The organism is Bradyrhizobium sp. NDS-1, from assembly GCF_032918005.1.
GTDB lineage: Bacteria > Pseudomonadota > Alphaproteobacteria > Rhizobiales > Xanthobacteraceae > Bradyrhizobium > Bradyrhizobium tunisiense.
The window spans coordinates 229,624-253,461 of the sequence record NZ_CP136628.1 but is presented as its reverse complement, the minus strand read 5'-3'; the positions used below and the strand labels follow the sequence as shown (position 1 = coordinate 253,461).

At 64.1% G+C, this 23,838-nt stretch carries 22 protein-coding genes and 1 tRNA gene; 14 read left to right on the top strand and 9 right to left on the bottom strand.

The annotated features are described in order from the left end of the window. Positions 1–65: 65 nt before the first annotated feature. Together RX330_RS01210 and panE are read left to right on the top strand one after the other, a co-directional pair. The gene (locus tag RX330_RS01210; RefSeq protein WP_317241802.1) at positions 66–680 is read left to right on the top strand and encodes a 2-hydroxychromene-2-carboxylate isomerase; all 615 of its coding nucleotides are present in this window, start codon (positions 66–68) and stop codon (positions 678–680) included. Between the two features lie 118 nt (positions 681–798). Beyond that, entirely contained in the window at positions 799–1,722 is a 924-nt protein-coding gene (gene panE, locus RX330_RS01205) for a 2-dehydropantoate 2-reductase (RefSeq protein WP_317241801.1), read from the top strand. 88 nt (positions 1,723–1,810) lie between these two features. On the opposite strand, the gene RX330_RS01200 is transcribed toward panE, so the two are convergent. The 4 genes from RX330_RS01200 to RX330_RS01185 all read right to left on the bottom strand — a co-directional run bounded on the left by RX330_RS01200 (position 1,811) and on the right by RX330_RS01185 (position 5,361). Beyond that, positions 1,811–2,404, bottom strand: a complete 594-nt coding sequence (locus RX330_RS01200; RefSeq protein WP_317241800.1) for a c-type cytochrome — start codon at positions 2,402–2,404, stop codon at positions 1,811–1,813. A 195-nt stretch (positions 2,405–2,599) separates the two neighbouring features. Continuing rightward, positions 2,600–3,868 carry a PQQ-dependent sugar dehydrogenase gene (locus RX330_RS01195; protein ID WP_317241799.1) on the bottom strand — a complete coding sequence of 423 codons (1,269 nt, stop codon included), beginning with the start codon at positions 3,866–3,868 and terminating at the stop codon, positions 2,600–2,602. A 356-nt stretch (positions 3,869–4,224) separates the two neighbouring features. Continuing rightward, a complete protein-coding gene (locus tag RX330_RS01190; RefSeq protein WP_317241798.1) occupies positions 4,225–5,211 on the bottom strand; it encodes an NAD-dependent epimerase/dehydratase family protein in 987 nt (328 codons plus the stop codon). A gap of 75 nt (positions 5,212–5,286) precedes the next feature. Further along, positions 5,287–5,361, bottom strand: a tRNA-Gly gene (locus RX330_RS01185). Positions 5,362–5,633: 272 nt separating this feature from the next. On the opposite strand from RX330_RS01185, the gene trxA reads away from it, so the two are divergent. Together trxA and RX330_RS01175 are read left to right on the top strand one after the other, a co-directional pair. Further along, positions 5,634–6,557, top strand: coding sequence for a thioredoxin (gene trxA / locus RX330_RS01180; RefSeq protein WP_212082670.1), 924 nt, complete (start codon positions 5,634–5,636; stop codon positions 6,555–6,557). Positions 6,558–6,588: 31 nt separating this feature from the next. After that, on the top strand, positions 6,589–7,266 hold the full coding sequence (locus RX330_RS01175) for an LON peptidase substrate-binding domain-containing protein (protein WP_212082672.1): 678 nt from the start codon (positions 6,589–6,591) through the stop codon (positions 7,264–7,266). Positions 7,267–7,278: 12 nt separating this feature from the next. Here the strand turns inward: RX330_RS01175 and RX330_RS01170 are convergent, their stop codons facing one another. The 3 genes from RX330_RS01170 to RX330_RS01160 all read right to left on the bottom strand — a co-directional run bounded on the left by RX330_RS01170 (position 7,279) and on the right by RX330_RS01160 (position 10,829). Further along, a complete protein-coding gene (locus tag RX330_RS01170; protein WP_317241797.1) occupies positions 7,279–9,771 on the bottom strand; it encodes an EAL domain-containing protein in 2,493 nt (830 codons plus the stop codon). A gap of 198 nt (positions 9,772–9,969) precedes the next feature. Next, a complete protein-coding gene (locus tag RX330_RS01165; protein WP_317241796.1) occupies positions 9,970–10,428 on the bottom strand; it encodes a cytochrome b/b6 domain-containing protein in 459 nt (152 codons plus the stop codon). Between the two features lie 50 nt (positions 10,429–10,478). After that, positions 10,479–10,829, bottom strand: coding sequence for a hypothetical protein (locus RX330_RS01160; protein ID WP_212082681.1), 351 nt, complete (start codon positions 10,827–10,829; stop codon positions 10,479–10,481). A gap of 103 nt (positions 10,830–10,932) precedes the next feature. Between RX330_RS01160 and RX330_RS01155 the strand changes: the two genes are divergently transcribed. Continuing rightward, positions 10,933–11,463 carry a TetR/AcrR family transcriptional regulator gene (locus RX330_RS01155; protein ID WP_212082683.1) on the top strand — a complete coding sequence of 177 codons (531 nt, stop codon included), beginning with the start codon at positions 10,933–10,935 and terminating at the stop codon, positions 11,461–11,463. 110 nt (positions 11,464–11,573) lie between these two features. After that, a complete protein-coding gene (locus tag RX330_RS01150; protein WP_212082685.1) occupies positions 11,574–11,771 on the top strand; it encodes a Trm112 family protein in 198 nt (65 codons plus the stop codon). Between the two features lie 81 nt (positions 11,772–11,852). Here RX330_RS01150 and RX330_RS01145 read toward each other — a convergent pair whose 3' ends face one another. Next, positions 11,853–13,073 carry a ubiquinone biosynthesis hydroxylase gene (locus RX330_RS01145; RefSeq protein ID WP_317241795.1) on the bottom strand — a complete coding sequence of 407 codons (1,221 nt, stop codon included), beginning with the start codon at positions 13,071–13,073 and terminating at the stop codon, positions 11,853–11,855. 152 nt (positions 13,074–13,225) lie between these two features. On the opposite strand from RX330_RS01145, the gene tesB reads away from it, so the two are divergent. Continuing rightward, positions 13,226–14,089 carry an acyl-CoA thioesterase II gene (gene tesB, locus RX330_RS01140; protein ID WP_212082690.1) on the top strand — a complete coding sequence of 288 codons (864 nt, stop codon included), beginning with the start codon at positions 13,226–13,228 and terminating at the stop codon, positions 14,087–14,089. A gap of 40 nt (positions 14,090–14,129) precedes the next feature. Here the strand turns inward: tesB and RX330_RS01135 are convergent, their stop codons facing one another. Beyond that, on the bottom strand, positions 14,130–15,038 hold the full coding sequence (locus RX330_RS01135) for a DUF4339 domain-containing protein (RefSeq protein WP_317241794.1): 909 nt from the start codon (positions 15,036–15,038) through the stop codon (positions 14,130–14,132). Positions 15,039–15,276: 238 nt separating this feature from the next. Between RX330_RS01135 and RX330_RS01130 the strand changes: the two genes are divergently transcribed. The 7 genes from RX330_RS01130 to RX330_RS01100 all read left to right on the top strand — a co-directional run bounded on the left by RX330_RS01130 (position 15,277) and on the right by RX330_RS01100 (position 23,760). Then, positions 15,277–15,615 (top strand): P-II family nitrogen regulator, encoded by a 339-nt coding sequence (locus RX330_RS01130; RefSeq protein WP_027535359.1) that lies wholly within the window; start codon positions 15,277–15,279, stop codon positions 15,613–15,615. A 71-nt stretch (positions 15,616–15,686) separates the two neighbouring features. Further along, a complete protein-coding gene (locus tag RX330_RS01125; protein ID WP_317241792.1) occupies positions 15,687–16,988 on the top strand; it encodes an ammonium transporter in 1,302 nt (433 codons plus the stop codon). Between the two features lie 311 nt (positions 16,989–17,299). After that, positions 17,300–17,638 carry a P-II family nitrogen regulator gene (locus RX330_RS01120; protein ID WP_008142813.1) on the top strand — a complete coding sequence of 113 codons (339 nt, stop codon included), beginning with the start codon at positions 17,300–17,302 and terminating at the stop codon, positions 17,636–17,638. 38 nt (positions 17,639–17,676) lie between these two features. Continuing rightward, complete coding sequence (locus tag RX330_RS01115; protein ID WP_212082697.1) at positions 17,677–19,125, top strand: ammonium transporter; 1,449 nt, start codon at positions 17,677–17,679, stop codon at positions 19,123–19,125. 208 nt (positions 19,126–19,333) lie between these two features. Continuing rightward, a complete protein-coding gene (locus tag RX330_RS01110; RefSeq protein ID WP_317241786.1) occupies positions 19,334–19,738 on the top strand; it encodes a GFA family protein in 405 nt (134 codons plus the stop codon). Positions 19,739–20,064: 326 nt separating this feature from the next. Next, a complete protein-coding gene (locus tag RX330_RS01105) occupies positions 20,065–21,279 on the top strand; it encodes an aminotransferase class I/II-fold pyridoxal phosphate-dependent enzyme (protein ID WP_317241785.1) in 1,215 nt (404 codons plus the stop codon). Positions 21,280–21,288: 9 nt separating this feature from the next. Further along, positions 21,289–23,760, top strand: coding sequence for a DNA translocase FtsK (locus RX330_RS01100; protein WP_317241784.1), 2,472 nt, complete (start codon positions 21,289–21,291; stop codon positions 23,758–23,760). The last annotated feature ends 78 nt before the right edge of the window (positions 23,761–23,838 follow it).

Below are 23,838 nucleotides of genomic sequence, written 5' to 3'. Positions count from 1 at the left end.
AAACGGTGGACCTGTGGCGTATGCTGCGCCACAATGCGCGAAAGAGAAGTCAGGGAGATCGAATTTTGACCCGCACCGCACCGCAATTCCTGTTCGATTTCGGCAGCCCGAATGCCTATCTCAGCCATCTGGCGATCCCGGCGATCGAGCAGCGCATAGGCGTCAAATTCGAGTACGTCCCGATCCTGCTCGGCGGCATCTTCAAATCGACCAACAACAAGTCGCCGGCGGAGACCCTCGCCGGCATCAAGAACAAGCGCGAATTCCACGCGGTCGAGACCGAGCGCTTCATCAAGCGCTTCAAGGTCCAGCCTTACGTCATGAATCCCTTCTTCCCCGTCAACACCCTGAACCTGATGCGCACGGCAATCGCCGCGCAGCTCGAGGGCGTGTTCGAGCCCTATGTCGAGGCGGCCTTCCATCACATGTGGCGCGAGCCGAAGAAGATGGACGACCCGGAAGTTGCGGCGAAGGCGCTGGCGTCCTCCGACCTCGATGCGCAAAAGCTGTTCGCCCGCGCCGGGGAACCCGAGGTGAAGAGCAAGCTGATCAAGAACACCGAAGAGGCTGTGGCCCGCGGCGCATTCGGCTCGCCGACCTTCTTCGTCGGTGACGAGATGTTCTTCGGCAAGGAGCAGTTGCGCGAGGTCGAGGAAATGGTGTTGGAGAAGGGCGAATAGTGAATGGCGAATAACGAGTAGTGGAAACGTTACTCGCATTTCGTGGCGTGCTAATCTATTCGCTACTCCCTATTCGCCATTCGCGTCCGTCTGAAGAACAACAACAGTGGAGCACCCCATGCGTATCCTCGTGGTCGGCGCCGGCGCCATCGGCGGCTATTTTGGTGGCAGGCTGTTGCAGGCCGGCCGCGACGTCACCTTCCTGGTGCGGCCACGCCGCGCCGGCGAGCTTGCGAGCGACGGCCTGGTCATCAAGAGCCCGAATGGCGACGTGACCCTGAAGAATCCACCGACAGTGCAGGCCGGCGCGCTCAAGGACAAGTTCGACGTCGTGCTCCTGAGCTGCAAGGCGTTCGACCTCGACGACGCCATCAAATCGTTTGCGGCCGCCGTCGGACCGAACACCGCCATCATCCCGATGTTGAACGGCATGAAGCATCTCGACACGCTGGATGCCAAGTTCGGCAAGGAGCGCGTGCTCGGCGGACTCTGCGCCATCGCCGCGACCTTGAACGAGCAGCGCGAGGTGGTGCAGCTCCAGCCGATGCAGTCGATCAATTACGGCGAGCGGGACGGCAAGCTGTCGGACCGCGTCAAGGCCATCGACGAGGCCTTCAAGAGCGGCATCGCTGGCGCCACCGCCAGCCAGAATATCATGCAGGACATGTGGGAGAAGTGGGTATTCCTTTCTTCGCTCGCGGCGTCGACCAGCCTGATGCGTACCTCCGTCGGCAACATTCTTGCCGCCCCCGGGGGCAGGGATTTTCTGCTCGGCATGCTGGATGAGACCAGCGCGATCGCCGCCGCGTCGGGCTATACGCCGGGCGGGCCGTTCTTCGAGCGCGTCAAGGGTCTGCTCACCACCGACGGCTCGCCGATGACCGCTTCGATGTTCCGCGACATCAAGGCGGGCCTGCCGGTCGAGGCCGATCACGTCATCGGCGATCTCGTCGCGCGCGCGGATGCCGCCAAGGTGCCGGTGCCGAAGCTGCGCATCGCCTACACGCACTTGAAGGCGTATGAGAAGCAGCGGGCGGGGTAGATGGTAACCCCACATTCCGCCGTCGGGCCGGGGCGCCCATAGCGCGAACCCGGGACGACGGCGGGGGGCCGCGGAGGCAGCATCACTGCTATTTCAAATGCGCGAGATAGTGCGAGACGGCGGTGATTTCCTCCTCGCTCATGTGATAGGCGACATCGGCCATCGCGGCGACGCCGCCGCCGACGCGCTGTCCCGCCTTGTAGTCTCGTAACGCCTTGACGAGGTATTCCTCACGCTGCCCCGCAAGCCGCGCGACCGCCTTGGTGCCGGCATAAGTGTCCAGATGGCATGAGGCGCAGCGGCGGCCGGCGGCGACCTGCGCGCCTTTCTTCGACAGATCGGGGTCGTCGTCCTCCGGACCCTTCGGCGGCGCCAACGAGGCGAAATAAGCGCCGAAATTGCGGATGTCCTCGTTGGTTATCTGCTCGACGATCGGCTGCATCTGGTCGTTCTTGCGCGATCCCGCGCGAAAGAACACGAGCTGCCACTGGGTGAATTGATCGGGCTGGCCCGCGAGTGAGGGGATGTTCTCCGTCTGCGAAATGCCGTTATCGCCGTGACAGCCGGAGCAGACCGAAGCCTTCTCCTTGATCGCAGAATTGTCGGCGGCGCCTGTCGGAAGAGCTCCGAGCGCCAGGAGCGCAATCGTGCTGATTGCATGCGAGATGAACTGCCGGCGCATGATTGCGATTCCGATCTATGGGGACGTGCGGAGCACGAGCTAAAGATACGCAATTGCGCATCTGAGAATCCATAACCACGATCCGGGGTCATGGGTTCCGGACTTACGCTGGCGCGCAATCCGGAACGACGCGTCGGCCTTGACATGAAAGAGGCTGCGTCGGTCGCCCGCTCGCAGCCTCTCCGTGACGTCGCGCTACTTCTTGCTGTAGCTGATGCGGTAGATCGCGCCGGCCCAATCGTCGGCGACGAGGATCGAGCCGTCCTTGTCGAGCAGGATGTCGTTGGGGCGGCCGAGATAACCCTGGTCACCCTCGAGCCAGCCGGAGGCGAAGACCTCCCGCTTGGGGTTCTTGCCGTCAGGCCCGACGATCACGCGCACGATTCGGGCGCCCTGGTACTTGTGCCTGTTCCAGGAGCCGTGCTCGGCGATCAGGATGTTGTTCTTGTACTCGGCGGGGAATTGGTTGCCGGTGTAGAACTTCATGCCGAGCGGAGCGACATGCGCGCCGAGATTCAACACCGGCGGCGTGAACTCGGAGCACTTGTGGCCCATCGCGAACTTGTCGTCCGGCAGATTGCCCTGATGGCAATAGGGATAGCCGAAATGCTCCCCGATCCTGTTGATCATGTTGAGCTTGTCCGAGGGCAGATCATCGCTGATCCAGTCGCGGGCATTCTCGGTGAACCAGAGCTTGCCGGTGCGGGGGTCGACGTCGCCGCCGACCGAGTTGCGGACGCCGAGCGCCCAGATTTCGGCATTGCCAGTCTTGGGATCGACACGCCGGATCTGCGACACGCTGGTCGGCGGAATGCCGATGTTGAAGGGAGGCCCGAACGGCAGGAAGAACCAGCCTTCCTTGTCGACCGCGATGTACTTCCAGCCATGCGCGGCATAGGACGGCATGTCGTCATAGACGACCTTGCCGTCGCCGAGCTTGTCGAGATTGGCCTCCGCGTTGTCGTAGCGGATCAGCTTGTCGACGGCGATGACGTAGAGCGCGCCGTCCCTGAAGGCGAGACCGGTGGGCATGTTCAGGCCCTTGAGGACGGTCTTGACTTCCTTCTTTCCGTTGTTGTCCTTGATGGCGTAGACGTTGCCGAGGCCGAACGAGCCGACGAACAGCGTACCCTTGTCACCCCAGGCCATCTGCCGCGCGGCCAGCACGCCCGAGGCATAGACCTCAATCTTGAAGCCCGCCGGCAGCTTGATCTTCTTGACGATGTTGGCCAGCTCGGCGTCGGAGGCGCCGGTCGGCGGACCCGAGGGCGGCGCAAGGCCCTTCTGCGCCTCGGTCTCGTCGCCCAGGAACCAGTCATCCGGTGGATGGGTCCAGAACTCCTTGGTGCCGGATTCGTATTTCTTCAGCGGCTTGCTCTTGTCTTGCGCATAGCCCGCGCTGGTCCCCGCAAGAAGGGCCACGGCTGCAAGCGCAAACACGGATCGATGGAACATCGATGTCATCGCGTCACTCCCCTAAGGCAGCCGTCAGGGCTGCGATTTATTTTATTTTGCTAATCGAGAGGCGAAGTTTGGGGTCTGCCGAGAAGCAGACGCAAAAAGGCTAGCACATCTGCGAGCGCTGAGAAGGGCGCCGCGTGCGCCGCGGTTGCGCTCAATAAAAATTGAGACGGAATGTCAATGAGGGCAAACGCGGCGACGGCGGCGTTCTCGCTGCAACGCGGAATCGAGGCCCCAAAGGGGCGTCAAACAAAAAATGCGAAAACAACCCCATGCAAAGCAGAACGGCTCGGGCCGGGTTGTGCGCGGTGACATTGGACAGGCATTTGATGCATCGAGCGAAATGACGAACGAGGCGCTCACGAGGCGACGGGGTAGGGTCCGTCTTCAAACGCCGTGTCATGGTAGCCCTTCGAGCCGATCTCGTGTGCCAGCGTGCTGCGAAAATCGCAGCCATCGCGCAGGCATCTCAGGACATGCGCGAAGTCGAATTCGGGCCGCCAGCCCAGCTCGCGCCGCGCACGCTCGTTGACATAGACGCGGTCGATCTCGGGGAGCAGGTTCCAGCCGCGCGCCGCGTAGAGCTCCGCGCAATCCGGATAGAGCTCGCGCACGACACGAGCCGCATCACGCGCCAGCGCGGCGAGATGGCGCGGCTCGAACGGGCTGCTCGCGGAGGCGATGTAGCGGCCAAACCCGATCTTCGGCGCGCGCTCCACGGCAAGCAGATGGGCGCTCACGGCGTCCGCGATATCCAGCCGGCGGTAGAGCAGCTCGTTGGCCTGCGCGTTGTCCAGTGCGTAAGCCGAGCGCATCGCCGGATCGTCGTCGTCCTCCGGAAAGAAGCGCGAGGTCCGCAAGACCAGGACCGGCAGCCCGCGTTCGCGGAAGAACAGCTCGCAGAGGTTTTCGGCCATCAGCTTGGTGGTGCCGTAGATGTTCTTCGGGACAGGCGGCAAATCCTCGGTGACCCACACGGCGGCCTGCCCCGCCTCGGGCCGAAGCTGCGATCCGAACGCGCTGGTGGTGCTGGTGAAGACGAAGCTCGTCACGCCGGCGGCCGCGGCCGCCTCGAGCAGATTGAGCGTGCCAGTGACGTTGGTGTCGACGAAATCCCGCTTGGAGTGGGTCGCCACATGGGGTTTGTGCAGTGTCGCGGTGTGGATCACGGCGGTGACGCCGTCCATCTGCCGCCGCACGAAGCCCGCGTCGACGATCGAGCCGACGGCATCGGTGAAGGGCGATGGCTTCAGATCGATCCCGCGCGCGGGCGACCCGCGCGTCCAAAGCTTCCGCAAAATGGCCTCGCCAAGGTGACCCGCGCTGCCCGTAACCAGAATTGTCATGTGAGACCCAAAACAGCCACCTCGGCGTGGAGAACCACTCTTCCGTCCGGATCGGCTGGATGCTCTGGAAAAAATTGGAGCGGGCGAAGGGGCTCGAACCCTCGACCCCGACCTTGGCAAGGTCGTGCTCTACCACTGAGCTACACCCGCATCCTGTGTCGGTCGCGTGACGCGCCGGCAACGGGTGTCGTATGCCAAAAGCGGGAGGGGAATGCAACAGCTACCGGCGGCATCAATTCGCAATCGGTGGCCCCATATGGGCCCCGGATGCGACGAAATCGCCCGAAAACACGCCGGAACCGGCGAATCGGCCGGGGCGGATTGAAATTCGGCCCATTCGGCCCAATTTAGAGCCGACACCAAGCATAGGCAGCGGCGACGTGCTAAAGAGCCGCCATTCCAGGACATGACGAGGGGATCCCGTGACGATCATCGACCAGGGTAACGGAGCCGCAAACCCGGCCGCCGCCGATCTGATCAAGGACACCACCACCCAGACCTTCGTGAAGGACGTGATCGAGGAGTCGAAGCGCCAGCCGGTGCTGATCGACTTCTGGGCGGAGTGGTGCGGCCCCTGCAAGCAGCTCACCCCCCTGCTGGAAAAGGCGGTCAAGGCGGCCAAGGGCAAGGTCAAGCTGGTCAAGATGAACATCGACCAGCACCCCGCGATCCCGGGCCAGATGGGCATCCAGTCAATCCCGGCCGTGATCGCCTTCGTCAACGGCCAGCCAGCCGACGGCTTCATGGGCGCAGTGCCCGAGAGCCAGCTCAACGCCTTCATCGAAAAGCTGACCAAGGGCGTGACTGCGCCGGGCGAGCCGAATATCGCTGAAATCCTGCAGGAGGCCGAGGCCGTGCTCGCCGAGGGCGACCCCGCAGCCGCCGCGCAGATCTATGCGGAGGTGCTTCACCACGATTCGACCAATATCGCCGCGCTCGCGGGCCTTGCGAAGTGCTACGCCGTCTCCGGGGCGATGGAGCAGGCCAAGCAGACGCTGGCCATGGTGCCGGAATCCAAGCGCAGCGATCCTGCGGTGAAGGCCGTGCAGACCGCGATCGATCTCGCCGAGCAGGCCCAATCCCTGGGTCCGGTCGCGGAGCTGGAACAGAAAGTCGCCGCAAACCCGCTCGATCATCAGGCACGATTCGATCTGGCGACCGCGCTCAACGCGCAAGGCGACCGCGCTGCTGCCACCGCGCAGCTGCTCGAGATCGTCAAGCGCGACCGCAAGTGGAACGACGACGGCGCCCGCAAGCAGCTGGTGCAGTTCTTCGAGGCCTGGGGCGGCACGGATGATGCAACCGTCGAGGGACGCAAGCGCTTGTCGACGATCCTGTTTTCGTAAGGGTACTGGCAACGCCAGGGGGACCGGGCAGATGCCGATCAACATCGAATATCGCGGGCCCGCCGACCTGCCGGAGATCATTCCGGTGTTTCCGCTGCCGGGCGCATTGCTATTGCCCCGCGGCCAGATGCCGCTCAACATCTTCGAGCCGCGCTATCTTTCGATGGTCGATGATTCCTTCCGCGACGGCCATCGCCTGATCGGCATGATCCAGCCTGACGTCGCGCACTCACCGAAAAATTCCGACAAGCCGACGCTGTTCCGCGTCGGCTGCGTCGGGCGCATCACCCAGCTCGCAGAATCCGGCGACGGCCGCTACATCCTCGAGCTCACCGGCGTCTCGCGCTTCAAGGTGGTTGAGGAGCTGGAAGTGCTCACCGCCTACCGGCAGTGCAAGGTGGATTTCTTCGCCTTCGTCGACGACTTCACCGCCCGCATGGGCGAGGACGAGGTCGACCGCGAGGCGCTGCTGGCCGTGCTGGCAGATTTCTTGAAGGCCAACAATCTCAAGGTCGACTGGGAAGGCGTCGAAAGCGCGCCCAACGAAGCGCTCGTCAATGCCCTGGCGATGATGTCGCCCTATGGCCCTGCGGAGAAGCAGGCCATGCTGGAGGCGCACGACCTGAAGACGCGCGCCGAGATTCTGATCGCCGTCACCGAGATGGACCTCGCCAAGAAGCGCACCAGCGGCGATCCGCCGCTGCAGTGAGGGTCCATATAGTCAGGCTGCGCAGATGGCCGCTTCGACCTTGCGCTGCGCGAGCCGCGAGGCCGGCATGGGGCGGCTGAAGTGGTAGCCCTGCGCCTCGACACAGCCCTCTTCGCGCAGAATAGCCAACTGGTCCGCGGTTTCGACGCCTTCGGCGGTCGTCGTCTTTCCGAGGCTGACGGCGAACGCAACCACGGCGCGGGCGATTCGACGCGCCTCTTCCCTCTCGCTGGCGAGCTCGCTGACGAAGCTGCGGTCGATCTTGACCTTGTCGAATGGAAATTTCTGCAGGAAGCTCAGTGACGAATAGCCCGTGCCGAAATCGTCGAGGGCAATTCGCACGCCGAGCTCACGCAACTGTTCGAGGGCTGCGAACACCGCTTCGCTGTCATGCATGATGACCGTCTCGGTGATCTCGAGCTCGAGCCTTTGCGGACCAATCCCCGAGGCCGCGAGGGCGCCGACGATGATGGAGACGAGCTCCTTGCTCCTGAACTGGGCGGGAGACAGGTTGATTGCGATCGTGAGATCGGAAGGCCAGTTGGCGGCTTCAGTGCAGGCCGCCCTCAAGACCCACTCGCCGATAGGCAGGATCAGGCCGGTTTCCTCCGCGAGCGGAATGAACTCGCCAGGAAGGACCAGACCGCGCTCGGGGTGATGCCACCGCAACAACGCCTCATAGCCGCAGATCCGTCCGCTCTCCACGCTCACGAACGGCTGGTAATGGAGCTCGAATTCGCCCCGCGCCAGCGCTTTCCGCATATCCTTTTCCAGGTTGCGCCGGACGTGGATGAGCTGGTCCAGCTCCGGCTCGAAGAAGCGGAATGCGCCGCGTCCGGCGGCCTTCGCCGCGTAGAGGGCGAGATCGGCGCTCTTGAGAATGACATCGGAATCGACGCCATCGCGGGGCGCAACGGCTATGCCGATGCTGGCTCCCACCGTGACTTGATGGTCGCCAAGATCAAAGGGCTCGCAGAGCGCCGCTTTGATCGTCTCGGCGAGGGTGGCCGCCTCCACGACCGGATTCGTCACATAGTCCACGACGGCGAACTCGTCGCCGCCGAGTCGGGCAATCAACGTCGTCTCCCTGCTGCACAGGCGCAAGCGCGCCGCTACCGCGCGCAACAGCGAATCGCCCGCAGGATGTCCAAGCGTGTCGTTGACCTCCTTGAAGCGGTCGAGATCGAGCATGAGGACCGCCAGATGAAGGTCTGCCTTCCGCGTGCTGGCAAAGGCCTGATCCAGACGCGCCCTCAGCAGCACGCGATTTGGCAGCTCCGTCAACGCATCATGCTGCGCCATATGGGTGATCTTGGCTTCGGACCGGCGCTGATCGGTGACATCGAGATGTGTCGCCACCCAACCGCCGCCGGCCATCGGCTGTCTCGTCACGCAGATCAACCGGCCATCGGAGAACTCGTCGATCCGGCTCGAAACGGCATTGACCGGCAAGGCATCGAGCTTCGAGATCAGCTGTTCGGCGGCAATGTCGCTGGTATCGCCCTTAAGTGTGCCGCTGACGATGCGATGCCTGATGATGTCGCCGTGCGGCGTTCCCGCGCGCAGCAGCTCCGGCGGCAGACGGTACAGATTGGCGTAACGCTCGTTGCAGATCACGAGCCGTTTGTCGGCGTCGAACATGCAAAGGCCCTCGACCATATGGTTGATCGCCGTATCCAGCCTGAGCGTCTGCGCCTGCAATTCGTGCTGCGAACCTTCCAGCTGCTGCCGGGCGTCGGAAAGCTGGCTGATGATCTCCTCGAATTTGGCGGTTCTGCTTGCCAGGCGGCGATCGGCCAACACGCCGATCAGGCTCATGCCCAGCACGGACAGTGCTACTCCGGCGATGGCCACAGCGAGCACGCCCGGAGACAGCGACAGGGCATCCGTCGCACGCGCCGGATCCGGCGTGATGTGCACCGCACCCATCGCCGTGAAATGATGCGATGTGATGGCAAGTGTCAGCAGGATTGCCGCCGCGAGCGTTCCTTGGTAGCTCCGGTACTTGATCGCGACAGCCAGGGCGGCATAGCCAAAGCAAATGCCCAGGATGATCGAGACCAGCACGAGGTCGAGCGACCATGCGATGCGGCCCGGCACTTCGAGCGCCCACATTCCGAGATAGTGCATGCTGGCAATGCCGCCGCCGACGATGATGCCGCCTGTCCCCGCGCGCCACCGGCCGGAATCACCGGCCGCAACGCCGAAGCCCCCCGACGTCAGAAGCATCGCAGTTGCCAGCGAAAGTGCCGTCAGCACGAGACCGTAGCCGGTCGCGACGCCGGGCTCGTAGGCGAGCATGGCGACGAAATGCGTCGCCCAGATTCCGTATCCGATCGCAGCGCCGGCGATCGCGATCCAGATCAGGCGCGTTCTTGCGCGCGCCGCGATCGCACGGTGGAAAATACTGACCGCGACGATGCTCGCGACGAAGCAGACCAGACCAGCGAGCAGGACCAGCCGCCAATCGTGCTCTACGGTAAGACAGGAGAAAATGCGGAACATCCAGTACCGCTCCATCGTCAATATGGTGGATCGTGGACCGGCTAAGCGTCCTTTGCGTTAATCCCGTGCAATGTCCGGTTGCATGCTTACCGGCACGTTAATGCTTCGGATTCGATTCGAATTTGCCTGGCATTCCTATGCCTCCTATCGCAATCCCACCCAAACTGGGCGAAGGGCGTGCAACGATCGGCAACGTATCTAGGGGCGATTGCGAATGTGCTTGCGGCCGGTGAGCATTGCGCGGATCAGATTCTCGCGCTGGAGAATCCCCATCAGCAGCACGCCAAGCACGTGCAGCAGGACCAGAACGATGACCGCATCCGACGAATAATGGTGGGTGTCCTCGACCCACCAGACGCCAAAGAACGTGACGGTCACGGACATCGCGCCCGTGATCGCCGAGACCGCGAGCGAGACCAGCAGCACGACCAGCATCACCGTGCCAGCGGGATTGAGTCCGATATAGCGGCCGGTGATGCCGCGGCGCAGATTCCAGAGATAGCTTGGCGCAGCCCGGAGCCTGACCCTGATCATGCGGAAGCGCGAATAGCGGCTTCCCCAAAGGCCCCAGGCCAGGCGGAAGGCCAGAAGTCCGAGCACCGCATAGCCGACGATGCGGTGAAGCCGATCATAGACGGTCGGCGTGAGCCACGCCATCGTCGGTGGCCCGAGGACTCGCGCACTTCCTTTAGATTGCATCGGCAGGTTCAGTATCCCGCGACCGCGAGCGCGACCACGGCGGTGAGAGCCTTCCAGCCAAAGCCGCGACCGCGCGACCACCAGGCGTTGGCGAGGGCGGCAAAGCCGTAAACAGCGACGATGGTCGCCACAATCCAGTGCCGCGCGCTCTCCGATCCCAACGTCGGTGCCGCAAGCAGCAGCACGCCGCCGCCGATCCAGGCCACCGTGCCAGCCTGCCACACCAGTCGGATCAGCATGCGCAGGCGTTCCGGGGTGATGGTCGCTTTGGCGAACACCTTGGCTTCGCCCAGCACGCCATGGATCAGGGCGACCACGATTCCTGCGACGCCGGCGCATTGCAGCAGCAGATCACGCATCAGCAGACCTCGCCTCCTTCATCCATACAGTTCTGTATGGAGAGATAGGCGCTGGCCTGCCGCCTGTCAATACACTAGTGTATGGTCAGCTTGGGAACGCGACATGACCGAACAGCTCTCCGCCGACGACTGGATCAAGGAAGGTCTGAAGGCACTTGCCAAAAGCGGGTTCACGGCGCTCAAGGCCGATCCGCTGGCAAAGGCCATGGGCGTGTCGCGCGGCAGCTTCTATTGGCATTTCGCCGATCTCGGCGCGTTCCACGCGGCCGTGCTGAGGCGCTGGCGCGAGATCGCGGCGGAGCAGATCATCGCCGATGTCGAGGCCGCAAGCGACGAGCCGCTCAAGGCGCTGCTGCGCAGGTCGTTCGGCGCGCGGCTCGATCTCGAACGCGCCGTGCGCAATTGGGCAGCCTTCGATGCGGCGGCGCAAGGGGCGGTGCGCGCAATCGATCGCCGCAGGCTCGATTATATCGAAGGGCTGCTGGAAAAACGCGCGATCGCCCCGGCAACCGCGCAAGCCCGCGCACAGATCCTGTACTGGACGTTTCTCGGCTTCGCCCTCTCAGGCGCGCCGCTGCCGGCAGCTCGGCTGCAGGCCCTGATCGACGAGGTCCTGGCGATGGTCTCCGCGTAGGTGCCGGGCTTGACGTGCACCCGCGCCCATTCCGCTGGAAGTCGCTTTGGCGACCACGATGGGCGGGCGCGAATTTCTGTGTTAGAGGCAACCGATTGCCGGAGACCCCAATGAACGCGCCCACCGACCGTCCCGACGCCAGCGTCGATCCGAAATTGCTGGAGATTCTCGTCTGCCCGCTGACCAAAGGCCCGCTGGAGTTCGATGCTGCAAAGCAGGAACTGATCTCGCGCAGCGCCAAGCTCGCCTATCCGATCCGTGACGGCATCCCGATCATGCTGCCGGAAGAGGCGCGCAAGATCGATTGAGGCGGAGATCCTGTTTGCGCGATGACGGAGCAACAATCTCGGTGTCGTCATCGCGCCCCGGGACGACAGGAGAATTGCCGCCTACAGCGCCTCGCCCTTCAATAGCCGCGGCACCTCGCCTGTGAGCCCGGCGGCCTGGCGGATGAAGAGGTTCTTCAGCGGCGGGGCGCGGTCGACCAGGCCTAGGCCAATGTCGCGGACGGTGCGCAGCAGCGTCGACTGGTTGGAGAACAGGAAGTTCAGCGAATTGGTGGCAACGCCCATCGCCATGGTGTCGAAGCGGCGCCAGCGCTGGTAGCGTTCGAGCACGTCGGCTCCGCCGATATCCATGCCGAGCCGCGCGGCATCGACGACGACTTCGGCCAGCGCGGCGACATCCTTCAAGCCCATATTGAGACCCTGGCCCGCAATGGGGTGGATGACATGGGCGGCATCGCCGACCAGCGCGAGGCGCGGGGCGATGAAGGAGCGCGCGACGAAATAGGACAACGGAAACGCGCGCGGCTTGTCGAGCGCCTTGACCTCACCGAGATGCAGGCCGAAACGCTGCTCGAGCTCGGCGTGAAATTCCTCGTCGCTGAGCGCAACGATGCGCGCGGCCTCGGCGCGGCCCTCGGTCCACACCAGCGAGGAGCGTTTTCCCGAGAGCGGCAGGATCGCGAAGGGGCCTGCGGGGAGAAAATGCTCTTCGGCGCGGCCCTCGTGGCCGCGCTCATGGCCGACGGTGACGACGATGCCGGCTTGGTCAAACTCCCAGCCATGGGTCACGATGCCCGCGCGCTCGCGCAGTCTCGACCGCGCGCCGTCGGCGGCAACCAAGAGACTGGCGGCGATCATGCTGCCGTCACCGAGCGTCACATCGATGCCCTCGGAACGCGCGTCGTACGAGGTCACCGCGGTGGCGCGGAGGTCGATGCCCTCGGCTTCGGCGCGCGCCACCAGCGCATCGATCAGGCGTCGATTCTCGACCATATGCGCAAAGGGTTCGCCCGGCGCGACATCGCCGGCAAAATTGAGGAACACCGGACGGGTGGCGTCCTCCAGCTTGGAATCGGTGACGACCATGTCGAGGATCGGTTGCGCCTCGCTCCTGACGTCGTCCCAGGCGCCGATGACCTCGAACAGGCGGCGGCAGGCGGCGACGATCGCGGTGGCGCGGGGGTCGCGGCTCGGCCGGGTGCCGAGCGCGGGATCGGCGACGATGACGGGAATCTCGGGCCCGAGCCCCTGTCGCAGCGCCAGCGCCAGCGCAAGCCCTGCGAACGCGCCGCCACCAATGACAATGCTACCCTGTACCGTCATACCAAGCTTCCCGGCCAAATCCTGGTCTTGCTAGCAGACTTGAGGTGGGCGAAACAGTGCGGTGAAACGAGGGCGGAACGGCCTCGTTCCCGTCATTCCGGGGCGCGCAAAGCGCGATGCCCTGCAATGACGAGACAATTGAAAGCACCGTCATGTCCAAAAGCCTGATCGACCTCATTTCGATCCTCGACCTCGAGCAGCTCGAGGTGAACCTGTTCCGCGGCAACAGCCCGAAGACGAGCTGGCAGCGGGTGTTCGGCGGCCAGGTGATCGGACAGGCGATGGTTGCGGCCTGCCGCACGGTCGAGGGGCGGCTGCCGCATTCCCTGCATTGTTATTTCGTGCTGCCGGGTGATCCGCAGATCCCGATCATCTACCAGGTCGAGCGCCTGCGCGACGGCAAGAGCTACTCGACACGCCGCGTCACGGCGATCCAGCACGGCAATGCGATCTTCTCGATCATGGTGTCGTTCCATGCCGAGGAAGAGAGTGCGTTCGACCATCAGGACAGGATGCCTGACGTGCCGCCGCCGGAAAAACTCACGGCGGAAGAGGTGGCGAAGCAGCCGATGTTCCGGGAGATGCCGGACTTCATCCGCCGCTACTATGAATCCGATCGCCCGATCGAGCTGCGCCCGGTCGAGCTCGGCCGTTACTTCGGCCAGAAGATCGACGATGGCCGCATTCACGTCTGGATCAAGACCGCCGCGACGCTGCCCGACGATCCGGCGCTGCACATGTGCGCGCTCGCCTACGCCTCCGACTTTTCGCTGCTGGATGCGATCATGGCGCGCTATGGCCGCACGCTGTTCGACAAGCGCATGATGCCTGCGAGCCTCGACCACGCGATGTGGTTTCACCGTCCGTTCCGCGCCGACGAATGGCTGCTCTACGCGCAGGACTCGCCGAGCGCGCGCGGCGGCCGCGGCCTCACCCGCGGCTCCATCTTCAAGCCGGACGGCACCCTGGTCGCCTCCGTCGCGCAGGAAGGCTCCGTGCGCGAGCGGAAGGGATAATCACCTCGAACGCGATGTATCGCGTTCGAGGCTTTCCGGATCATGCGCCCTGCGACCCGCGCGGAGCCAGCTCCGTCTGCGACGCGAACCAGTTCATGATCCAGCGATACACCCACGGAATCGGGATGATCAGGCTGCACAGCAGCGCAGCGACGATGCCGCGCCAGAGGATGCCGAGGCCGCTGCCCTTGAAGACGATCTCGCGCCGCGTGCCTTCGATGCTGCGGCAGAACCAGCGCATCTGTGCCGCGGCGACCCAGGCCCATCCGATGATAGTGATGATCGAGATCGCGAACAGCAGGCTCCAGCCGATATAGGCCCAGATCGAGCCCGTGAAGCTCAAGCCCAGCAGCTGTCCGTTGGAAGCAAGATTCGCGACCAACCATTTGATCAGGAGCCAGTAGAGAACGATCTGCACGATGAACAACAGATTGCTCAGGATCTCGCTGCCGACGAAGGCGATCGCGATGGCCAGAACGATGAAGCCGAAATACCAGGGCACCAGCGTCATCGCGCTGCCGGCGAAGGTGAGGTTCGGCCGGCCCGGGACCTTCACGCAGGACACGATCCATTTCGTGTACCAGACGAACGCCCACGGCGCCGGGATGATGAAGATCATTCCGATCAGCAGGACGATGCTGCGCCAGGTGAACTCGAGAATGCCGAAATCGACCGCCAGCGATCCTCCGCTGCCAGCCCCAGCGTAGCCGCCGGCACCGCCGTAGCTGCTTCCGCCCATCATGGGCGGGCCGCCCGCCTGCATCATCGGCGGCGCGCCGCCACCTCCGACCAGGCCGGGGATTTCGGCGGCCTTCTGCCAGCCGGCCATGCCCTCGGTCCACACCAGGGTATCCGGGCGCACGACGCCTTGGGCGACGAGGTCGCGGAATTGCCCCTCCGGAAAGGGCCCCTGCTGCTTGCCCTCGGATGCGTAGAACCAGCTCGCCATGTACCGTCCCCCTCGAACATACTTATGTACGGGCGCGAATGCTTGGGTTCACCGCATCCATGCCAAAAATGCATTGTGAAGGATGAACGGCTGCCCTGTACAGAGGCGCCCGTTCACATGGACAAACGTTTTTCCGCTTCAACCTGCAACTTTTTTATGCCATTTGCCCGGAAAGATGCCAGATTGACGCTGCGCCGGAGACATACGGCGCGGCGCATCCCGGGGAATAGGCCTGACCATGAAGCTCGTCGTCGCTATCATCAAACCCTTCAAGCTCGACGAGGTCCGCCAGGCCCTGACGGCGATCGGCGTCCACGGCATGACTGTGACCGAGGTGAAGGGCTATGGCCGCCAGAAGGGCCACACCGAGATCTATCGCGGCGCCGAATATGTCGTGAACTTCCTGCCCAAGCTGCGCATCGAGATCGCGGTCGCCTCCGACATCGCCGACAAGGCCGTGGGAGTGATCACCGCCTCTGCGCGCACCGGCCAGATCGGCGACGGCAAGATCTTCGTCACGCCGATCGACCACGCGCTGCGCATCCGCACCGGCGAAACCGACAGCGACGCGCTCTAAAAAATTTCTTCGATCGCACCGGGCAACGACGCCACAGCGTGCGACGTAATTATCGTGCTGGGGGAAACGAGATGGCGGGATATTTGCGCCGCGCAGCTGCCATGGCTGCGCCGATCGGGTTTGCGTCGATCACGACATCGTCGGCGCAGGCCGCAGGCTCCGAGATCAACTCCGCCGACACCGCCTGGATGATCGTCGCCACCGCGCTGGTGCTGATGATGACGATCCCGGGCCTCGCGCTGTTCTACTCCGGCATGGTGCGCAAGAAGAACGTGCTCGCCACCATGGCGCAGAGCCTCTCCGCGGTGGCGATGATCTCCGTTCTCTGGGTCGCGTTCGGCTATTCGCTCTGCTTCGTCGGCGACGGTCCGTGGATCGGCACGCTCGACCGCTGGTTTCTCGCCGGCATGACCATGGACAGCGTCAATCCGGCGGCGAAGACCATCCCCGAAGCGCTTTTCATGCTGTACCAGATGACGTTTGCCATCATCACGGTGGCGCTGGTCGCAGGCTCGGTCGCCGACCGGATGCGGTTCTCCGCCTATCTCCTGTTCTCCGTCGCCTGGTTCATCTTCGTCTACATTCCGCTGGCGCATTGGGTCTGGGGCGGCGGCTTCCTGAACAGCATGGGCGTGCTCGACTTCGCCGGCGGTCTCGTGGTGCATCTGTCGGCCGGGGCCAGCGGCCTCATTGCGGCGAAGGTGATGGGCCGCCGCCAGGGCTACGGCAGCGAAAATCTATCGCCTTTCGATCTGTCGCTCGCGGTGATGGGCACCGGCCTGTTGTGGGTCGGCTGGTTCGGCTTCAACGGCGGCTCGGCCGGCGCGGCCAATTCGCGCGCGGTGATGGCGATCATCGCGACCCATCTCGCCGCCTGCGCCGGCGCGCTGACCTGGGCCGCGATCGAATGGTCGACCCGGCGCAAGCCCTCCGTGCTCGGCATGATCTCCGGCGCGGTCGCGGGCCTCGGCACCATCACGCCGGCCTCCGGATTCGTGGCGCCCTGGCACGGCATCGTCATCGGCATCATTGCCGGTGCCGTGTGCTATTGGGCCTGCACCTGGCTGAAGCACCGCTTCAACTATGATGATTCGCTCGACGTGTTCGGCGTCCACGGCATCGGCGGCCTGACCGGGACCCTGCTCGCCGGCGTGTTCGCGACCAGCGCAATCGGGGGCACCGCCGGCCTGTTCGAGGGCCATCCGCAGCAGCTCCTGATCCAGTTCTATGGCGTCGCCGTCACCTTCGTCTGGTCGGCAGGCGTGAGCTTCATCCTGCTCAAGCTGGTCGGCCTGTTCGTGCCCTTGCGCGTATCCCGTGAGCACGAGCTCGAGGGGCTGGATATTTCGCAGCACGGCGAAGCCTTGCAATAGAGCGTCGGCGCTACGTAATTACCTCTGATCTGCCCGACGCATGAGCAACATTGTGTCGGCAGCCTGTCGTGCTCGCGTTTTAAGCAGGCCTGACCACGTTTTGGGCGCGACGGAATAGCGCACCGCACCGCAATACCCGTCAAACGCGAAAACCCCCGTTTTCATAGTCCGTTAGGCAACACGCCTGATCTGGCACGGCATTTGATTCTATGGGTCCCGGCTGTGCCCGCGTAGTGAACTTTCTCCCTCGTGGCGAACCAGTCGAGAACGCCCGGCCATGTCCGGACCGGGCCCAAGCGGGGATAGGACCCATGAAAATTGTTATGGCGATTATTAAGCCATTCAAGCTGGAAGAAGTCCGGGACGCCCTGACCGCCATCGGCGTTCACGGTCTCACGGTGACGGAAGTCAAGGGATATGGCCGCCAGAAGGGTCATACGGAAATCTATCGCGGCGCCGAATATGCCGTGAGCTTCCTGCCCAAGATCAAGATCGAGGTCGCTGTCGCCTCCGACCAGGTCGACAAGACCATCGACGCCATCACGTCTGCCGCGAAAACCGGACAGATCGGCGACGGCAAGATCTTCGTCATCAACCTCGACCACGCGGTGCGCATCCGCACCGGCGAGGCCGATGCCGCGGCCCTCTGATTTCGCGCTCAACCTTATCCAATTCAGGAGTGAATAATATGACGTTTAAGCGTCCCTATGGCGCGGGATTGGCGGCTCTTGCAGTCGGCCTGTTCGCTGCGACCGCAGCCTACGCCGAGCCAACGGTCAACAAGGGAGACAACGCCTGGATGATGACATCGACAGTGCTCGTGCTGTTGATGACGATCCCCGGCCTTGCGCTGTTCTATGGCGGTCTCGTCCGCTCCAAGAACATGCTCTCCGTCCTGATGCAGGTGTTCTACACCGTCTGCGTCGTCACCGTGATCTGGGCCGTGTACGGCTACAGCCTCACCTTCACCGGCGGCTCCGACTTCATCGGCGGCTTCTCCAAGGCCTTCATGATGGGCGTGACCACCGATACGAAGGCAGCGACCTTCTCGGTCGACGCCAACATCTCGGAGCTCATCTATGTCTGCTTCCAGATGACCTTCGCGGCGATCACGCCCGCCCTCATCGTCGGCGCTTTTGCCGAGCGCATGAAGTTCGCGGCGATCGCGCTGTTCGTCCCGCTCTGGGTCACGCTGGTCTACTTCCCGATCGCGCACATGGTCTGGTACTGGCAGGGTCCGGATCTGCTCCAGGACGCCGCCAAGGCGCTCGCTGCCGCAACTGACGCGGCGGCAAAGACCGCGGCGCAGGCCAAGCTCGACGAGCTCAACGCCGACGCCGGCTGGATCTTCAAGATGGGCGCGATCGACTTCGCGGGCGGCACCGTGGTGCACATCAACGCGGGTATCGCAGGCCTCATCGGCGCCCTCCTGATCGGCAAGCGTGTCGGTTACGGCAAGGAGCTGATGGCCCCGCACTCGCTGACCATGTCGATGATCGGCGCCTCGCTGCTCTGGGTCGGCTGGTTCGGCTTCAACGCCGGCTCCAACCTGGAAGCCAGCGGCGGCGCTGCGCTCGCCATGACCAACTCCTTCGTCGCCACCGCAGCCGCCGCGCTGTCGTGGATGTTCGCGGAGTGGATCATCAAGGGCCATCCGTCGGTGCTCGGCGTCATCTCCGGCGCCGTCGCGGGCCTCGTGGCCGTCACGCCTGCCGCCGGTTTCTCCGGCGTGATGGGCGCGATCGTCCTCGGTCTCGTGGTCGGCGTGGTCTGCCTGTTCTTCTGCACCGTCGTGAAGAACGCGCTCGGCTACGATGACTCGCTCGACGTGTTCGGCGTGCACTGCGTCGGCGGCATCGTCGGCGCCATCGGCACCGGCATTCTCGTCAACCCCGCTCTCGGCGGCGCCGGCATCGTCGACTACACCGCGATCCCGCCGAAGGTCGCCGATTACGACTTCGCCGTGCAGATGATGGCCCAGATCAAGGCCGTCGCCACCACGCTGGTGTGGTCGGGCATCGGTTCGGCGATCCTCTACAAGGTCGTCGACGTGATCGTCGGACTGCGCACCAATGTCGAGAGCGAGCGTGAAGGTCTCGACATCACCGAGCACACCGAACGCGCCTACAACATGTAAGTCTCCTCCCGGGCGCGGTCTCCCCGGAGACCGCGTCCACAACTACGGTCCGGGCACATACCCGGCAATGCCCTGACCGTTGAGGGGCTCCAGCGCAAGCTGGAGCCCCTTTCTTTCTCGGCCCGATGCGGGGCAAGAAAACGATTGCCATTGCACGCCACCGGCGCAGAAATATCGGCCACAAGAAACAATAATCGTGGAGGTCGTCATGCGTTTGGAAGGCGGATGCTATTGCGGCGCCGTGCGCTACGTGGCCGAAGGCGATCCGAGCATGCAGGCCCAGTGTCACTGCCGCGAGTGCCAGTACATTACCGGCGGCGCGCCCAACATTTTCATCGCAATGCCGGCGGCTGGCTTTACCTACATCACCGGCCAATCCCAACAGTTCACGCGTAAGGACCTCGAACGCGCCATCACGCGGGAGTTCTGTCCCGAATGCGGCACACATCTGGCGAACAACGTTCCGGGCTTGCCTGTCGTCGTCGTGAAGGTTGGTACGTTGGACGAGCCGGGACAGTTCCAGCCGCAAATGGCGATCTACACCTGCGACAGGCAGACGTTTCATGCGATCCCGGAGAGCATGCCGGCATTCGCGAAGCTGCCGGGGCATTGAGGCTGTTTGATTCACAAGCTCGTCATGGCCGGGCTTGGCCCGGACACCCACGCCCTTTTGGCCCGGCCGGGCAGACCGTGGATGGCTGGCCAATCCCGGCCACGACGTTGCCGAAATATCCACGTGCCCGGCAGAGGCGCGATCGGGTCCCGGCAAGACAAGTCGCCACCGGTCCCGTTGTCATCCGGCCTCGATATTCCTGCTCTGGACGGGGGCGGCGGCCGATGGTTAATCGCGTCTTAACCTCGCCCTATCTATGGTGAAGTGAACCGCTTCCCGCCGGTGCCTTGGTGCAACCGGCAGTTCCAAGAGTGCTGGCGCCCAGAATGGCTATGACCGCTTCATCCCGCGCGCCGCAGGCCGGTGGAAGCCCCGATACCGAACGCTCGCCCTTCGTCCGGCTGAACGAGCTGCTGGCGCCGCACCAGCCCGGCAAGCCCTTGATTTCGCTTGCCGTCGGTGAACCGCAGCATCCCGTGCCTGATTTCGTCGGCCCGGTGCTGGCCAGGCACATCGCCGATTTCGGCCGCTATCCGATGAACCAGGGCACCGATCCGTTCCGTCAGGCGGCCAGCACCTGGCTGTCGTCGCGATTCAAGCTGCCGCGGCCACTCGACCCCAAAAGCGAGATTCTCGTCCTCAATGGCAGCCGCGAGGGGCTGTTCCTCGCCGCGATCGTGGCGAAGCGTTACGTCGGCCCGCGTCCCGGCAAGCCCGCGATCCTGATGCCGAACCCGTTCTATCCGGTCTATGGCGCCGGCGCCTTGGCTGCGGGCTGCGAGCCGGTCCATCTGCCGACGACGGTCGAAAACGGTTTCCTGCCCGATCTCGACGCCATCGACGAAGCGACGCTGGCGCGCACCGTGGCGTTCTATCTGGCCTCGCCCGCCAATCCGCAGGGCTCGGTCGCCTCGCGCGATTATTTCACGCGCCTGAAAAGCCTCGCCGATCGCTACGGCTTCATGATCCTCAGCGACGAGTGCTATTCGGAGATTTACACCCGCGAAGCACCGGGCAGTGCGCTCGAATGCGCGGGTTCGGATTTCACCCGTGTGGCCGCGTTCCAGTCGCTGTCGAAGCGCTCGAACCTGCCGGGCCTGCGTGTCGGCTTCGCCGCCGGCGACAAGACTTTCATCGGGATGTTCCTGGAGCTGCGCAACATCGCCGCTCCCCAGGTGCCGGTGCCGCTCCAGCACGTCGCGACCTTTGCCTATGGCGACGAAGCGCATGTCGAGGAGAATCGCAGGCTTTACCGGATCAAGTTCGATCTCGCCGACCAGATCATCGGCAATCGCTACTTCTATCGCCGGCCCGATGCCGGCTTCTGCGTCTGGCTCAACACGTCCGCGATCGGCGACGACGTGTCGGTGTGTCTGAAGCTCTTCAAGGAAGCGGGCGTGCGTGTGGTGCCCGGCAGCTTTCTGGCGCGGCAGCAGCCTGACGGATTCAATCCGGGCGCGGGCTACATTCGCCTTGCGCTGGTGCAGGATGGCGAGACCACGGCGCAGGCGCTGCACCGCCTGGTCGAGACTCTGGGTTAGGCGGGGCCCATGAGCATGTCGGCAATCGAACGTGTCATTCCACTGGTCGGCCATCTGCCGCCTTCGATCCGTGAGGGTCTGGCGCGGCGCATGCGCGAGCTCACCGGCCTTGGCCTGATCGCACTGTCCGGCGTCGCCTCGGCGGCGCTGATGACCTGGTCGGTGCAGGATCCCAGTCTCAGCCACGCCACCTCGCGGCCGATCCGCAACATCCTCGGCTATGCCGGCGCGATCGGCGCCGATCTTGCGATGCAGATTCTCGGGCTCGGCGCCATCATGCTGGTCCTGACCGTCGCGGTCTGGGGCTGGCGCATGATGACGCATCGCCCGTTCGATCGCGAGGCGCTGCGGCTGGGCTCCTGGATTCTCTGTACGGTGATTGCGGCGGGCTTCGTCAGCTGCTGGCCCCACGGCGGCGCATGGCCGCTGCCGACCGGCCTCGGCGGCGTGGTCGGCGACGCCCTGGTGCGCGCGCCCGCGGTAATTTTCGGACCGGCCGGCACGATCTATCGCATCGTGCTCGGCACGATCCTGTTCGCCGCGCTGGCCGCGACATTCCTGATCGCCTGCGGTCTTGGTGCCCGTGAGCATGACGACGACCTCGCGGAGATCGAGGATGACGACAAGCCGCTCGACGAAGACGAGGAGAACGATCGCGGCTCGGTGTCGCTGGGCTGGCTATTCCATGCGCTGATGAGCACCAAGGCACGGTTGGGCTGGCTGCTTGGCGCCGCCTATCGATCGCTGGTCTCGAGCGGACCGAAGACCAAGGCCGCCGCATTCAGCCGCCAGGAGCCGAATCTCGGCGGCGGCCGCGCCGCGCCCTCGATCTCGCCGCAGCCCGAAGACGAACACGACGAGGACGAGCACGAAGAGGTCGAAGAGGAGGAAGAGGAGGAGCCCGTCGCGCGCGCCCCGCGCAAGAAGGCCGCGCCGAAAGCTCCTGCCAAGAAATCCTCCGACAAGTTCGAGCTTCCGTCCGTGTCCGTGCTGGCCGCACCCAAGGCCGGCGATCGCCAACCGCTCAGCAAGGCCGAGCTGGAAGCCAATTCCCGCTCGCTCGAAGGCGTGCTGCAGGATTTCGGCGTGCGCGGCGAGATCGTGAAGGCCAATCCGGGTCCCGTCGTCACGCTGTACGAGCTGGAGCCGGCGCCCGGCATCAAATCGTCGCGCGTGATCGGCCTTTCCGACGATATCGCCCGGTCGATGAGCGCCCTGTCGGCGCGCGTCGCCGTCGTGCCCGGCCGCAATGCCATCGGCATCGAGCTGCCCAATGCGCATCGCGAAAAGGTCTATTTGCGCGAACTGCTGATCGCAAAGGAGGCGACCGACACGGTTGCGAAGCTGCCGCTCTGCCTCGGCAAGACCATCGGCGGCGACCCTGTTATCATCGACCTTGCGCGCACGCCGCACATGCTGATCGCCGGCACCACCGGCTCGGGCAAGTCGGTCGCGATCAACACCATGATCCTCAGCCTGGTCTACCGGCTGCGTCCTGACCAGTGCCGGCTGATCATGGTCGATCCGAAGATGCTCGAACTCTCCGTCTATGACGGCATCCCCCATCTGCTCACGCCCGTCGTGACCGACCCGAAGAAGGCGGTGGTCGCGCTGAAATGGGCCGTGCGCGAGATGGAAGAGCGCTACAAGAACATGGCCAAGCTCGGTGTGCGCAACATCGACGGCTACAACACACGCCTGCTCGAATTGAAGGCCAAGGGCGAAGAGCCGACGCGCACGGTTCATACCGGCTTCGACAAGGAGACCGGCAAGGCGATCTACGAGGAAGAGAAGCTCTCGCTCGACCCGCTGCCCTACATCGTCATCATCGTCGACGAAATGGCCGACCTGATGATGGTGGCCGGCAAGGACATCGAAGGCGCAGTGCAGCGCCTCGCGCAGATGGCACGCGCCGCCGGCCTGCACGTGATCCTCGCGACGCAGCGTCCGTCGGTCGACGTCATCACCGGCACCATCAAGGCGAACTTCCCGACCCGCATCGCCTTCCAGGTGACGTCCAAGATCGACAGCCGTACCATTCTGGGTGAGATGGGTGCCGAGCAGCTGCTCGGCCAGGGCGACATGCTCTACATGGCCGGCGGCGGCCGCATCAGCCGCGTGCACGGACCTTTTGCGTCCGACGAGGAAGTCGAGAAGGTCGTGCGTCACCTCAAGACGCAGGGGCAACCGGAATATCTCGAAGCGGTTACCGCCGAGGAGCCGACCGAGGACGAGGACGGCGCGGTGTTCGATGCGACCGGCATGGGCGGGGATGGCGGCGGCGATCTATTCCAGCAAGCCGTTGCGATCGTCAAACGCGACCGCAAGGCATCGACCAGCTACATCCAGCGCCGCCTGCAGATCGGCTACAACCGCGCCGCTTCACTGATGGAGCGCATGGAACTGGAAGGCATCGTCGGACCCGCCAACCATGCCGGCAAGCGCGAGATTCTGGTCGAGGAAGAAGACAGCCATATGTGAGGCAGCCGCCTCGACACATCATTTCACGCGAAATCGTTATCTGCTTTTGCCCGAAACCACGCTAAAAGACGCCCAGCC

Bases quoted from the DNA above. Each gene is read 5' to 3' on its own strand.
- RX330_RS01165 (WP_317241796.1), bottom strand. From the start codon at position 10,428: ATGGCGTGGCTCACGCCGACCGTCTATGATCGGCTTCACCGCATCGTC.
- RX330_RS01145 (WP_317241795.1), bottom strand. From the start codon at position 13,073: ATGACGGTACAGGGTAGCATTGTCATTGGTGGCGGCGCGTTCGCAGGG.
- RX330_RS01120 (WP_008142813.1), top strand. From the start codon at position 17,300: ATGAAAATTGTTATGGCGATTATTAAGCCATTCAAGCTGGAAGAAGTC.
- RX330_RS01190 (WP_317241798.1), bottom strand. From the start codon at position 5,211: ATGACAATTCTGGTTACGGGCAGCGCGGGTCACCTTGGCGAGGCCATT.
- RX330_RS01175 (WP_212082672.1), top strand. From the start codon at position 6,589: ATGCCGATCAACATCGAATATCGCGGGCCCGCCGACCTGCCGGAGATC.
- RX330_RS01170 (WP_317241797.1), bottom strand. From the start codon at position 9,771: ATGTTCCGCATTTTCTCCTGTCTTACCGTAGAGCACGATTGGCGGCTG.
- panE (WP_317241801.1), top strand. From the start codon at position 799: ATGCGTATCCTCGTGGTCGGCGCCGGCGCCATCGGCGGCTATTTTGGT.
- RX330_RS01130 (WP_027535359.1), top strand. From the start codon at position 15,277: ATGAAGCTCGTCGTCGCTATCATCAAACCCTTCAAGCTCGACGAGGTC.
- RX330_RS01110 (WP_317241786.1), top strand. From the start codon at position 19,334: ATGCGTTTGGAAGGCGGATGCTATTGCGGCGCCGTGCGCTACGTGGCC.
- RX330_RS01115 (WP_212082697.1), top strand. From the start codon at position 17,677: ATGACGTTTAAGCGTCCCTATGGCGCGGGATTGGCGGCTCTTGCAGTC.
- RX330_RS01135 (WP_317241794.1), bottom strand. From the start codon at position 15,038: ATGGCGAGCTGGTTCTACGCATCCGAGGGCAAGCAGCAGGGGCCCTTT.
- RX330_RS01155 (WP_212082683.1), top strand. From the start codon at position 10,933: ATGACCGAACAGCTCTCCGCCGACGACTGGATCAAGGAAGGTCTGAAG.
- RX330_RS01150 (WP_212082685.1), top strand. From the start codon at position 11,574: ATGAACGCGCCCACCGACCGTCCCGACGCCAGCGTCGATCCGAAATTG.
- RX330_RS01160 (WP_212082681.1), bottom strand. From the start codon at position 10,829: ATGCGTGATCTGCTGCTGCAATGCGCCGGCGTCGCAGGAATCGTGGTC.
- RX330_RS01125 (WP_317241792.1), top strand. From the start codon at position 15,687: ATGGCGGGATATTTGCGCCGCGCAGCTGCCATGGCTGCGCCGATCGGG.
- RX330_RS01200 (WP_317241800.1), bottom strand. From the start codon at position 2,404: ATGCGCCGGCAGTTCATCTCGCATGCAATCAGCACGATTGCGCTCCTG.
- tesB (WP_212082690.1), top strand. From the start codon at position 13,226: ATGTCCAAAAGCCTGATCGACCTCATTTCGATCCTCGACCTCGAGCAG.
- RX330_RS01100 (WP_317241784.1), top strand. From the start codon at position 21,289: ATGAGCATGTCGGCAATCGAACGTGTCATTCCACTGGTCGGCCATCTG.
- RX330_RS01195 (WP_317241799.1), bottom strand. From the start codon at position 3,868: ATGACATCGATGTTCCATCGATCCGTGTTTGCGCTTGCAGCCGTGGCC.
- RX330_RS01105 (WP_317241785.1), top strand. From the start codon at position 20,065: ATGGCTATGACCGCTTCATCCCGCGCGCCGCAGGCCGGTGGAAGCCCC.